Consider the following 13,300-nt stretch of genomic DNA (forward strand, 5'->3'; position numbering starts at 1 on the left):
CCTAACTTGCTTTTCTGGAATTCAGCCCTCCTCCCAGATAAAGCAAGGGTTTCTTAGAATTTGCCAGCAGCTGGAAAAATGCCTCGCATTGTGCTTCATTCAAATGCCTATCATCACGATAACTTTGATCGAATATAGTGACATCTATTGCCCCGTATTCATGCATTTTTTGCTGCTTGTCAAGGGGGAAGTCTATGACCACCGGACCGGGTTTTCCAGATTTTGCAAAGTAATAGGCATCCTTGACTATTGATTCAACATCTTCATCATTTGAAAGCTGGATTACTTTTTTAGCAGCATCTCCAAAAATACCCTTCACGTTAATGTGCTGGAAAGAATCAGTGCCTATCTTATGTTCCGGTACCTGACCGGCAAACACAAGCAAGGGGATACTATCACCATAGGCATCTGCAACACTGGTGAGAGTATTTGTGATAGCTGGACCTGAAGTAACCATGGCTACACCGATACCTTCTCCCGACCTTGAATAACCAGCCGCACTGAAAGCTGCGGATTGTTCGTTTGAATTGATAACAATCTCAATACTACTTTTCCGGAGGGCGTGGAATACCGGAAGGATGGCTGCACCTGTATAACCAAAGATATGTTTGATTCCAAGATCTTCTAGGCTTTTGACTAAAACCCCTGCCCCGTTCATTTCTTTCATTTTCAACACTTCCTAGAAAGAAATTAAACCGGCACAAGATACAAAATGTATTCATGAATAATTAATCCAAAACAGCGCACTTGAGCCAGAATAATTTCTTCACTTCTCGCTCAAGCTGATGGCACTACCACTATTACTACACATTTTGCACCAAAATCATAGTTAGTGGTGGTAGTTAACATTAAAAGAAATGAAGCTTAATTAATATTTAGTTATTCCGGTTTAAAGATGCATCTGGGCTGTCAGAACCGGTTTGAAATCGGCCAGCATATTGAGGCGATAATCTTCAAGCAATACTTTTTTGGTGCTTTCAACAGGCACACTCAATACGATTTCCTTGGTACGGCCATATCTGCCCTTGCTCACGACTATAGCATTGAGGATACCCAACATATCAAGTTCTGAGATGAGATCGGTGACCCTTCTCTGGGTCAGGATATCGGTATCAACATTGCGGCATAACTGCCTGTAAACGTTATACACTTCACCCGTTGTCACATTACGGTGGCCATTATTACGTAGCAGCATTACACTATAGAGAGCGAGTTTGGATTGGGTAGGAAGAGTACGTATAACTTCCACTATACGATCCACTTCGATCTTTTCCTGAGCCTGCCTGACGTGTTCTTCCTCGATTATGTTCTTCTTCTCACGCTCAGCTATTTCTCCGGCAACCCTCATAAGATCAAGAGCACGCCGTGCGTCCCCGTGTTCCTGTGCCGCAAAAGCAGAACATAGAGGAATTACCATATCATCCATACTGTTTTCCTTATAAGCAATAGCAGCACGCTGCCTGAGAATATCACTTATCTGTTCGGCATCATAGGGTGGAAAAATAATTTCCTCCTCTCCCAGAGAACTTTTCACACGTGGATCCAGAAATTCAGTGAACTTCAAATCATTGGAAATACCTATCATGCTTACCCGGGCATTTTTAAGATCCGTATTCATCCTAGAAAGATTATAGAGTACATCATCCCCTTTTTTTATCAATTTATCAATTTCATCAAGAATTATTATGATTACCTGTTTGCGGGTATCCACTGCCTCTTTAAATCGGAAAAAGACCTGATCTGTAGGCCATCCTGTCATAGGGACATCTTCACCGAATTGTTTTGCAAGATTAGCCAGTAACCTGTACTGTGTATCTATTACTTCGCAATTTATGTACAGCACATTACATTGTACATTGAGATGATCACTTTTCCTTTCAAGTTCAATACCCACATATCTAGCAACAGCAGTTTTACCTGTACCTGTCTTTCCATAAATGAGAATGTTAGAAGGTGTATGACCCTTCAAAGCTGATACCAGTACCGTAGCAATATTATTTATCTGGTTACTACGATGAGGAAGATTTTCCGGTGTATACGCAGGTCTCAACACTTCCTTATTCTTAAAAAGGGATTCTGTCTCCAATAACTCTTCAAATAACCCATCAAGTGAACCATTATCCATCCAAACACCTTCGATTTGTAATATGCCAATACCGTATAATCGTTTTTTTTAGTAGATTGAAACCAAAGCGGGTACCTCCTCTTAGCAATATTTGGTATATGCAAAAGGACGTAATTTTTCCTCTGTTAGTACTCTAATGGAAATATAGGTATCTATTCTTAACAGTTATGGTAAAGACCCCTTTGTTTCAACTGCACCTATAAAATAAATTAAATATTCTGGATTGATATTAGAAATGTTTAAATGACAAAAAAGGTAGACCCCTTTGTTTCGCTTGGAAAGTTTATAAAGGGGAGAGACCCTATGGTTTCAACTGGAGATAGGAAAAAATATGAAATACATATTTTTAATATGTTGAAAAAATATAGCAGTGTAAGTAGAGAGGTTTTAGTATATAAAACTTTGTTTTACAAAAATCCCTTTTTTCAAATTGAACTATGTTTCCAATAGAAACTATGGGGTGCCCCTCTAGCAATTCCTGAAATTTTAAAAATCTGAAAATCAAATCTAACTCAAAACGATTATAATTAAAAAGCTCTTCTAGGAAAAGGATTCCCATGTATAACAATGGCATCACAAGAGATTCAGTTCTAAAGGAATTATCTCAAAAAAAAAACAGGGATAGTGATTACAGGAAAGTTCTGAGTTCCATGTGCACCTATCCTCATGAAATAGCATAGCATGCTCATTGTACTTTCATCGAAGCTAATATGGGAGATCCAGGTCTTTTTCAGGGAACCTTTGAACTGGAAGAACAGGTCGTAAAGATGCTGGGTGATATGTTACATCTTCCGGATGCCTGTGGTTATATCAGTACAGGAGGTACTGAATCAAATATCCAGGCTGTAAGAGCTATGCGTAATCGTAATAAATCAATTGTAAATCCTAACATTGTTGTTCCTGATTCAGCTCATTTTTCCTTTGATAAGGTTGGTGATCTTTCAGGTATAGATATACGCAGAGCGACTCTTTCTGACAATTTACAGGTGGATCCGGATGCAGTTAATTCCCTGATAGATAGCAATACCGTAGGATTGGTGGGTATAGCTGGTACTACCGAGTTTGGGCAGGTAGATCCTCTTGAAACCCTTTCTGGCATAGCTATCGAAAAGGGTTTACCTTTCCACGTAGATGCGGCTTTCGGGGGCTTTGTGCTGCCTTTCCTCAAACCTAAATATAAATTTGATTTTGAAATTGCAGGTGTATCTTCTGTAACAATAGATCCCCACAAAATGGGTCTAAGTACCATTCCTTCAGGAGGATTGCTTCTGCGCCACAGTCTTGATCTTGACAATCTGACGGTAAAGACCCCTTATCTTACTGTAAGCAGTCAGTATTCCCTGACAGGTACCCGTAGTGGAGCAGCTGTAGTATCCACTTACGCAGTTATGCGCCATCTTGGAAGGAAAGGTTATGGTGCCATCGTACAACGATGTATGGATATGACTGACAGGCTTGTTGCAGGAGCTAGGAATATAGGAATCCAGCCGGTGATAGAACCGGTGATGAATATCGTGGCTCTGGATGTAGAGTCACCAGTTGAAATCCAAAACAGACTTTACGAGGATTTTGGATGGCGTGTTTCTCTTACGAGAAATCCGCAGGCACTAAGATTGGTTATCATGCCCCATCTGGATAATGAGATTATAGATATGTTTCTTGCGGATCTGGATGCAGTTGTAAACCAATCTTGAAAATAAAAAAATAAAAAGGGTGCTTGGTATCACGGTTGAGGGGATGATCGATGGCACCTAGCCTTGAAACTTGTAAAGGCGTGTGCCCATCGAATCCGTGACTATTTCCCAATAGGTCTCCAGGGGTATATATCTTGAAACCAAGCGGTGTGAAAGTATTATTCGTCAGGTACTCATTTACATCACTAAAACTAAATAACTAAATAATAGGAACTTAAAAAGGTTCAGTTATGAAAACTTCTTTCAAAATCGGTAGTGTAATGGGTATCCCTATATTGATCCAGATCACTTTTCTTATTGTACTGTTTCTCTTTGCATTTGTTTTTTCAAGTGTACCCGAACCCTTTGGATTTGCAGATGTCCAGCCTGCCCTATTAGGTTACGGCCTGTCTCTCTTGACAACAATCCTCCTTTTTACCTGTGTACTCCTGCATGAGCTGGGCCATTCCTATATTGCAAAAAAGTATGGGGTTAAGATAGATAACATCACCCTTTTTTTGATAGGTGGTGTATCTTCCATGGAAGAGATGCCCCGTGAACCCGACCAGGAAGCAAAAATGGCTTTTGCAGGACCGTTTGTAAGTTTTTTGATTGGTGGTATCCTGTTTGGATTGAATTTGATTGTAGATATGATGGTTGCAGGTTATTCTACTACCATACCTTATCGTCTTGTCTATATCCTTGCTTCCATCAATATTGTAGTGGGGGCATTCAACTTGGTTCCTGCTTTCCCCATGGATGGGGGTAGGATTTTACGTGCATTTTTTGCCCGTCATATGAATTATATACAGGCAACCCGTAACGCAGCGAATGTCGGGAAATTTTTTGCTTTTATGCTGGCACTTTTGGGTATTCTTTCCAATCCCTGGAATCCCTGGCTTTTGTTGATTGCGGTATTTATTTATATGGGAGCTTCAGGAGAGGAACGTTCCACTGCTGTTACCCGTACCCTTGAGAATGTCATGGTAAAGGATGTGATGAGCAGTGATGTTATTTCAGTATCCCCTGAGATGAACTTAGAAGAACTCGTACAATTCATGTTTGAACACAAACATATGGGTTATCCGGTGATCCAGCACAATGTTTTAAAAGGTATTGTTACGTTTACGGATGTACATAAGGTAGCGCAAGTGGATAGGATAAGTACCCTCGTTTCCGATGTGATGACAAGGGATGTGGTTACTATCTCACCTGCCGAGAATGCATCTGAAGCCTTCAAGGTCCTGAACAATAATAACGTGGGCCGCCTTGTGGTAATGGAAGATGGAGAGATTATTGGCATCCTTTCAAGAACAGACCTTATGCATACAATGACACTTTTAAGTGAGTAAAACAGGGATTTTAATGGCTAATGACCCGTATATTACTGATTCCCGACAAGACACCATGAGCTATAACTATGAAAGCACCACCAGCTCTTCTGAAGTTCAGGAACACGACTTTTCAACAGATTCCACTTCTGAAAATGTGGCTCCTGCTCCTTCCAGGATAAGCTTGGTGGGAACGGCCCATGTTTCGGAAAAAAGTATCCGTGAAGTAAAGGAGACAATTCACAACCAACAACCTGATGTCGTTGCTGTTGAACTGTGTAAGGGCCGCTATGATGCCCTTAAGGGTAAAACCCAAACCTCGGATATATCTGTTAAGGAACTGCTTGCAGAGGGCAAGGTCTATTTTTTCCTGATCCACATGCTGCTGGCCCATGTCCAGAAAAGGATAGGCAAGGAAATGGGAGTACAGCCCGGTGCTGAAATGTTAGCTGCTATTGAAGCAGCAGAAGAAATTGGGGCGGATGTTGCCCTTGTAGACCGTGATATCCAGGTAACTCTCCAGCGTTTCTGGGGAAAAATGGGTTTGATCGAAAAAACAAAAATGATAGGAACCCTGATAGCTGCAGCTCTGGGAATTGGAGGCGGTGATGAGATCGATATCGATAATATCACCGAACAGGATACAGTTACAGTCCTGATCGAGGAATTACGTCATACCTCCCCCAGTGCTGCAGAAGTACTTATTGATGAAAGGGATGCCTACATTGCAGGCAGTCTGGCAAGAACGGCTGCAGGTGGCGGTAAGAATATAGTGGCTGTTGTGGGTGCGGGTCACAGGAGTGGTATCGAGAAATATCTCTCCGACCCCAGGACCATACCCCCGTTATCCTCGCTGGTAACCCTGCCCAAGAAACGCTTTAGTTTGATGAAGGTATTCGGTATCGGTATCGTGGCTCTGGCACTTGCTATCTTCCTTTTGCTTATCATTTCAGGTACTTCTATCGAACTTTTATTGATTGCTTTTGGGTGGTGGTTTGCAATAAATGGTACACTCAGTGCTCTAGGAACGATTATTGCAGGTGGCCACCCCTATTCGATTGCAACATCCTTTGGTGTGGCTTGGCTGACTTCCTTGAATCCCATGATGGCTGCAGGCTGGTTTGCAGGTATTGTGGAAGCAAAACAGCGCCATCCCACGACCGATGATCTCAAGGAAATAATGAAGCTTGAAACCTTCAGTGAAATGAAGAAGAATAATTTCTTCAGGGTAATATTAGTAGCTGGTCTTGCAAATATTGGAAGTGTAATCGGTAGTATAATTGCACTATATGTAGTCGTGACTATAACAGGACTTGATCCCAGAGATATTATTGAAGCGGGCCTTAATAACCTGATGATAAGACTTGGTATTTAAATAATGAGAGAAAAATAGGATATTTGGTTATTGTGCTACTAACATTTGAATAAAAAATTGTTTAACTTTAGATAGATTAAATAGGATAGACAATCTTGTGTTTCAACTAAATATATAAAAAGAGATATAGAATGGTCATATTAAACTAGACCATTCTATATTTTTCAATTAAGATACGTTTACAGTAAACCTATCATTATCAGTTGCTGTAGCTCCTGTTATTGCTTCAGTTGCAGAATCTCCGGCATAAAATTCAAAGTCATCTATACTATTGAATTTTACTTTTACCTTCATATTTTCATCGTATCCAAATGTATGAAGGTCCATCCAATATAATACTGTAGCAGGTCCATTAACACTTCCCCACTCTGGAATAATAGTCGATTCGCCATTTCCAAGATAATATACGTTGTCTGGCTCTTTGCCATCGTATACTTCTTTATATTCGACACCGTCTGGTATTTTTAAAAAATAGTTGCTAAATCCACCAGGAAGTACATAATTATCGATGTTTACATTAATTGTTCCATAATCATACTTGTTGTAAGAATACGTGTCAGGATAGATATCAATATCTGCATCTAAAACGATGTTTCTATTGAGGCTCTGGTTATCAATCGAATTATTTTTGCTCAATGAATCAGTTTGTGCACTCACAGAAGATACAAAAGCCATACTTACTAACAGCAATGTCATAAGCAACAGGCCCATTCCAGCTAATCTATTTTTGTTCATTCTTTGTTTACCTCGTTTGTTTACTCCAGAGGCAAAGCTACGCTTATGTAGTATAAACAGCAAACTTAGCGATGCCTTTGAGCGTACATGTGGGACTCAACGGTTCTTACAAGGTTCAAGTGAGCCCCACATTGCAACTTCTTATGTACAGTATTCTATAAATTAATAATCATAATGAAGATTCATCACTTGGGTTAATATTCATCTAAAAGATAAATCTCTGTAGAATCCCTTCATTTGAACAGGAACTGTGGTCCCGGTATATTACCAATATTATAGGTAACTTTAGTTGCGGGAAAACCAGTTCCAGATTTTCCCACTTTCCTCTCTGTCAACATCAGCGAGTGCAAATCGGTTTCCGCCTCTTGATAGGAACTTGTGCTTGTGAGCATCTGTTTTAACAATTTGATGATAAGGTTTGGATTGTAAGAATTTCAAATCATCAACATTCCTTTTTTTTGTATTAGCTGTATATCTGGCAGATTTTCGGCAACATCGTCATAGCTGGTGTATTTTTTCAACACCTCAACGATAACAGGAAGCGGGTCTGGACAGATTTCAGGCAGATCTGCCTCCTCTTCGAATTTTATCCCAAAGGCCAGTTGTTCTTCAGGGGGTGTTAATCAGGCATCAACTCCTTCTTTATTACCCCTTGCATCAATGCGATACCATCCACCGGAAGGAAGATATACGGCATTAAGAGTGTGAAGACAGAACGGTTCCCCGTTATCATCCCTGCTCAAACGCTGATAACAAATTCCACAAGGAATGGAGTTTGCCCTCAAAAAGGCTGCCATCAGGTGGCTTTTAGCATAGCAGTAACCTGTACCGTGTTCCAGAACTTCTGAGGCTTTTAAGGTAACAGGATTCATTTTGTAATCATTGTTGTGCAGTATTTCATCCCGCACCCATTCAAAACAGTGTCTGGATATTTCAACCGAATCTAGTATGATCAGCTGCAAGCTCCTTTGCCTTTTTAGTACCTCTGGGTGGTTCCAGTCGATTATTTCAGTCACTCTCAGGTAATCCTGCATATCTTCTCTATTTTTAATTTTGTTCACCTTCAGTTTGATGATATGGTCATAAAATATTTATAGTAATAAAAAAACTCTCTTTTAGAATATCGTGAAGATATTTTGGGGTTCAGTTTGACCTAGCAGTGATGGCTGAACCCCAGTGCCCTGAGGCAAAGCTAGGTTTGTTTTTTACGCTATATAAGCATGGCTTTGCCTCCTGAACTGAATAAATCAGGAGATAAAATAAATGCAAATAAATGCAAAATCTGGAGTGGGTATAATACTAACTGCAATGTTGCTGGTGAGCATGGCATTTGTGCCTACGGTGAGTGCTCAAGCAAATGAAAATGTGGGAGTAAAGGCTGAAAATATTGATTTCAGTATTGAAAAAGAATATGGTAAATTATTCCTAGAAAAAATGGGCTATTCTGCAGAATTGACTTCTTCAATTCCATTGAAGAATCTGGAAGGTAATGTTGAAGCTGTTGCTTTTTCGGTAAATAATGAAGGTTACATCATTATTAATGTAAACGATTTATCTGTGCCTGAATATTCAATGACAAGCGAAAATCCATTTGTTGACAAAAATAAAAACTATTACTACAATGGACCCCTTGCTTATGTTGAAGGAGAACTAAAAAGTGAAAGAATCAAAACTGCTTACATTTACAAAAAGGAAAGGGTGAATAAATCTAAGAGACTCTCTGAATTGAAGAAGATATTTATGGAAACTTCTAATGTTCAATTACTTTCGGGTGCAAGTGGTATTTTGAGCCATTCATTAAGGACTTGGGAAGACAACAATATTTATTGTGGTCCAATTGCTGCTGGAATCAATTTAATTTATTTGGATGATTACCTTGATAATGATTTTGTAGCCTCCGGTTATGAAAATCAGAATGATTTGCTAGATTTTATAACCAATGGTTATATTGATAATAGTGGGACGTATGCATGGCAATTAAGGAATGGATTGAACAGTTATATTGAAGATAGAAATCTTGCTAATGAGTACAGTGCTTACGCAATTGCTTTCGATTACAGTAAATTAATGTCTCTCATAGATGACGATAAACCTGTCGATGTTTCGACTAATAATCATCCAACTTTTGATGACCATTGGATAATAGCACATGGATACTTTGTACAGGATGTCCCATATGTTGTTCCGCAACCGTATATCGTGGTCAATAATGGGTGGGGAGATAACAATATCAATGTTCTTGTTGGTGACTATCTTATTAACCAAGTGTGGATCGAATAATTTTCCTGAAAATATTCTATTAGAATATTTTCTTTTTTATTTTTGGGGATTTAAAATGAGCAAAATAATGAACAGTTTAATTTTATGTTTAATCCTGTGCAGCACAGTAATTTATTCTGGTTGTATATCAAATCAAACTGAAGAAAAAAAAGTCACTGAACTGACAGATATCGATCAGCATATAATCACAAAAGTTTCCGTCAGGAATGGAATGAGTGGAGATTTGAGTACAACAAATGATAGAGTAAAAATAGAAAAATTAATCAGTCAACTTGATAGGTATTCATTGGAAGAAAAAGGTAATCAAGAGCCTATGTTCGGGTATCGTTATTCAATAAAATTTTACAGTGGTTCCAGTAAAATCTCAAATATAGTTATTGTAGATTCTAAAATTATGCAAGTTGATGAAGTTTACTATGATGTCATTAACTCACCTCTTGATCTTGTAACAATTGATAAACTTGTTGATTCAATGTAACTTCCATCGCTTCGTATATGCATGTAAGAATAACTTTTTCAGGAATGGTTCCACTGGAGCTGATAAGCAGCTGCTTCTCGTTGGGATTATCCCTGCTGGGTCTCTAATGTGGATCGTGTTTAGTTGCGGGAAAACCAGTTCCAGATTTTCCCACTTTCTTTTCTGTCAATATCAGCGAGTGCAAACCTGTTTCCGCCTCTTGATGATAATACGGAAATCCCGATTGTGTTCAGGTCACTCATGCGCTGGAAAGGGTTGGAACTTATCTGCATAGTCTGGATATGGTCTCTCAATACGAATACATGATAGCGGTGGATATTGCGGAATCTGAGCGTTAATTGTTTTTCCAGGATGGCAGTTCCTCCTGTATTGTAGCGGGAAAGCCCCAATAGGAAGGTAGGGGGCAGGACCAGCAGGGAGACCCATCCGTAGGGAACCAGCTGGAGCAATAAAACAATAACAATAGCCGGAACCAGTAAGCGTATAATATAGCGTTTCCTTGACCTTAATGGCAGAGGATGCATATTTTCAGGAATAATATATTCAGGGAACATGTTGTCCATGAATCTTGACAGTTCCCTTAAATTCAGCAGGGGATATAATGTAGTCACGTAATCCTGTTTTTCAGAGCTGCCTCCGGCAACTTCTGCATAGATCGAACACAGGTTAAGGGGCTGTCGCAGCAAACTATCCTTTACAGACAGAGCCTGGATTCGTTTCATATTCAGGTTGTATTCCTTCTGTTCAATAAGGCCGTAGGATATCCGGATATCATTTTCCTGGCGTTGCAGGGTAAAATTGGCGAATTGGACTGCAAAGACCAGGGTTGATATGATCCATGAAAGCAGCAATAATCCAAATATTAGTATCAGGAGTAGACTGATATTGATATTGTTCCGGGGAATTACCTGCTCAAGAATGAGTCCCATATAACTTTCAGGAATATATGGATAAAGCTGGGATAATGCAGCCGCTATAAGGGAAAAAAGTAACATGAACCTTCCTGAAGTGGCTCCTGCCAGAAGCAGGTTCCGTAGTGGGACATTGTAAGTATTTACAGTATCTACTTGTTCATTCCCGGTTTCTGATACTTCTGCATGATTTTTGCCGGATTCGTTTGTTGCATGGTTTTCTAAATAGGTCTTTATGTTCTGGCTTTCCTGCAGGGTTACAGCAGTGAGTGATAGTTCTGCTTCTGTACTGCCGGCTGTTTTGACATGTAAACTCGTGACACCCAGGAGTTTTTGTATAAAATTTGTGATTACATTAACCGTCTGGACTCTTTCTCTCTTGATTGATCTCTCTTTTTTAAACAGCAATCCCTTTCTTATGTGCAGGTAGCCGTTTTCATACTGATAGGTGAAAAAATACCATTTTGCTGTAGAATATGTAAGGGTTGCGATCAAAGCGATAGCAGCCAGAAAAGGAATGTCCACACTGCTCAATTCATCCCTTAGGGATAATGCAAAGAAGAACACCGGTGGTATTGCATATATTATGCTTTTGAACGTCTCCAGGATTATCATGACGGGATGCTGGCGCTTATATTCAGACATCTTCATCACTTACTTTTGCAAGAGCTGCTATTTCTCCCATGAGCTCTGCAGCTTTTTCCCTTGATAGAGCGGGAATGTAATGGTCTGTAGCAGCTGTGGAGATCCTTAATGTTGCCAGCCCGAAGAATCTCATCACAGGACCGTGTTCAGTATCAACATGCTGAATCCTGACCATAGGGATAAGGGTCCTTTTGATTATGAAAATACCGTTCTGGATATCTACTTCATTTTCTCTTATTTCATAGCGCCAGAAACGTATCCTGAGTTGTGGTGCAATTATTGCTGACCATAATGTGTATACTGTAACCAGTGCTATACCTATCCAGCCCCATTCTCGAGGTAAATCCCATGCAGGACTTATCAGAAAAATGTATGCTAATGGAATCGAAAAGGCGACAATACCTAGCAAGAGTCCGCTTACAAACCAGGATTTCAATGCACGTGAATCGATACATTCAGAAGGCTCATTTTCAAACATCATTACCGGATCCAAAAAAGAAAAAAAGAGGACCCCGGCTCATACGAGGTCATGGAGATTGAATTTGTAGGGGCCAAGGTTTCCGCCGTAGTTGCCTGCGGAGATCTTCTTGATACCAGGCACCTTTACGGATGCCTTTATACCGGCTGACATTGCGCTGGAAATTGCTTCTTCACTGATACCGTTGATAACGATCTCGTAAACTGCTCCCACACCTTCGGGGATCTGGGTATCCTCTATCTGGTCTCTGATGGAGGGGCAGAACTTTTCGTTTGCTGTTGCCTTGAGGAAAGTGTACTTGTTGGCACCTGGTTTGGAGCCGCTGGCCACTATACCACCGGGGAATGGAGTAATGGAGCCTTCTACCTTCTCTATAGCTTCAACTGCTGCTTCTGCGGCATTGAGAGCACTCATCTGGCAGTCTCCGAAGATGAAGAAGTTCCCTCCTGCTATACCTTTTACTCCACCCATGGAGTGTTCGGTAATAAAGTCACCTTCCATCATTGGAATCTTATAGGCCTTCCTGCCACCGACTTCGGTTTCGGATTCTGTACCGTCTGCGAAGAATTTGAGCTTGAAACCGGTGTCAAACTGTTTTTCAGCATCCGGGAGACCGTTGAACATTGCTGTTGTGGGAGCGGTCAATACACACTGGCCCAGTCTTTCCAGGAGCTGTTCTTCCAGGGACTTGTAGCCGAAGGTGCAGAGCTGGATATAAACACCAGGTCTTCCATCAGGGGTTTCATCAGGACTGGCAACCCTTTCGATACCGCCTTCTGCGGGACACATGATGACAGAGGTACCAAAACCTGTAGCTTCCTGTGCAGCTACCCTTGCCCATTTTTCGTTCACGGCTGTGATCAGTACTCTTCCGATCTTTATCGGGAATGCTTCTGCAAAAGTATCTTCGATTTCTACTCCGTTAATTTCCATAATGACACCTGCTCTTTAATTAAGGGTACAAGGGAGATACTGTTTGCAGTACAAATAGTCTTCGACATTGCTTTTTGTCTCATTCAAGGGTGAGGAATTTTGCATTGACTGCAACTATAACCGTACTCAGCGACATAAGTACCGCTCCTACAGCCGGAGACAGCAGGATTCCCTGTCCCGCCAGCACCCCTGCTGCAAGTGGGATGGCAATGGCATTGTAACCTGTGGCCCAGAACAGGTTCTGTTTCATTTTCCCATAGGTCTTTGCCGAGAGGTCCAGGACAGTTATCATATCAAGGGGATTGCTGCGTACCAGCACAATATCTGCCGTCTCCA

11 protein-coding genes and 2 pseudogenes are annotated in these 13,300 nt (G+C 40.6%); 5 read left to right on the top strand and 8 right to left on the bottom strand.

What is annotated here, in order from left to right:
* Position 1: 1 nt before the first annotated feature.
* Positions 2–667 (bottom strand): thiamine pyrophosphate-binding protein, encoded by a 666-nt coding sequence (locus A9957_RS08115; RefSeq protein WP_292343833.1) that lies wholly within the window; start codon positions 665–667, stop codon positions 2–4.
* 222 nt (positions 668–889) lie between these two features.
* A complete protein-coding gene (locus tag A9957_RS08120) occupies positions 890–2,125 on the bottom strand; it encodes an ORC1-type DNA replication protein (protein WP_292343834.1) in 1,236 nt (411 codons plus the stop codon).
* A gap of 695 nt (positions 2,126–2,820) precedes the next feature.
* Between A9957_RS08120 and mfnA the strand changes: the two are divergent.
* From mfnA to A9957_RS08135, 3 genes and pseudogenes are all read left to right on the top strand, one after another.
* A pseudogene (gene mfnA / locus A9957_RS08125) lies at positions 2,821–3,819 on the top strand (tyrosine decarboxylase MfnA); the annotation flags it as partial.
* A gap of 230 nt (positions 3,820–4,049) precedes the next feature.
* Positions 4,050–5,150 (top strand): CBS domain-containing protein, encoded by a 1,101-nt coding sequence (locus A9957_RS08130; protein ID WP_096712867.1) that lies wholly within the window; start codon positions 4,050–4,052, stop codon positions 5,148–5,150.
* 13 nt (positions 5,151–5,163) lie between these two features.
* A complete protein-coding gene (locus tag A9957_RS08135; RefSeq protein ID WP_096712866.1) occupies positions 5,164–6,504 on the top strand; it encodes a TraB/GumN family protein in 1,341 nt (446 codons plus the stop codon).
* Positions 6,505–6,672: 168 nt separating this feature from the next.
* On the opposite strand, the gene A9957_RS08140 is transcribed toward A9957_RS08135, so the two are convergent.
* Together A9957_RS08140 and A9957_RS08145 are read right to left on the bottom strand one after the other, a co-directional pair.
* Complete coding sequence (locus A9957_RS08140) at positions 6,673–7,239, bottom strand: hypothetical protein (protein WP_096712865.1); 567 nt, start codon at positions 7,237–7,239, stop codon at positions 6,673–6,675.
* A gap of 623 nt (positions 7,240–7,862) precedes the next feature.
* Entirely contained in the window at positions 7,863–8,300 is a 438-nt protein-coding gene (locus A9957_RS08145; protein WP_241645917.1) for a transglutaminase family protein, read from the bottom strand.
* Positions 8,301–8,502: 202 nt separating this feature from the next.
* Here A9957_RS08145 and A9957_RS08150 point away from each other — a divergent pair, with 202 nt between their 5' ends.
* Both A9957_RS08150 and A9957_RS08155 read left to right on the top strand, forming a co-directional pair.
* Positions 8,503–9,519 (top strand): hypothetical protein, encoded by a 1,017-nt coding sequence (locus A9957_RS08150; RefSeq protein WP_096712864.1) that lies wholly within the window; start codon positions 8,503–8,505, stop codon positions 9,517–9,519.
* Between the two features lie 55 nt (positions 9,520–9,574).
* On the top strand, positions 9,575–9,997 hold the full coding sequence (locus A9957_RS08155; RefSeq protein WP_128754318.1) for a hypothetical protein: 423 nt from the start codon (positions 9,575–9,577) through the stop codon (positions 9,995–9,997).
* Between the two features lie 119 nt (positions 9,998–10,116).
* Here A9957_RS08155 and A9957_RS08160 read toward each other — a convergent pair whose 3' ends face one another.
* The 4 genes and pseudogenes from A9957_RS08160 to A9957_RS08175 all read right to left on the bottom strand — a co-directional run.
* Positions 10,117–11,553, bottom strand: a complete 1,437-nt coding sequence (locus A9957_RS08160) for a PH domain-containing protein (protein ID WP_292343836.1) — start codon at positions 11,551–11,553, stop codon at positions 10,117–10,119.
* Positions 11,546–12,046 (bottom strand): PH domain-containing protein, encoded by a 501-nt coding sequence (locus tag A9957_RS08165; protein ID WP_243641505.1) that lies wholly within the window; start codon positions 12,044–12,046, stop codon positions 11,546–11,548. Before A9957_RS08165 ends, A9957_RS08160 begins: the two co-directional genes overlap by 8 nt.
* 24 nt (positions 12,047–12,070) lie before the next feature.
* Positions 12,071–12,964 (bottom strand): formylmethanofuran--tetrahydromethanopterin N-formyltransferase, encoded by an 894-nt coding sequence (gene fhcD / locus A9957_RS08170; RefSeq protein ID WP_292343838.1) that lies wholly within the window; start codon positions 12,962–12,964, stop codon positions 12,071–12,073.
* A gap of 79 nt (positions 12,965–13,043) precedes the next feature.
* Positions 13,044–13,300, bottom strand: a pseudogene (locus tag A9957_RS08175) (heavy metal translocating P-type ATPase); the annotation flags it as partial.

Origin of the sequence: Methanohalophilus sp. DAL1 (assembly GCF_001683555.1) — an archaeon.
Classification (GTDB): domain Archaea; phylum Halobacteriota; class Methanosarcinia; order Methanosarcinales; family Methanosarcinaceae; genus Methanohalophilus; species Methanohalophilus euhalobius.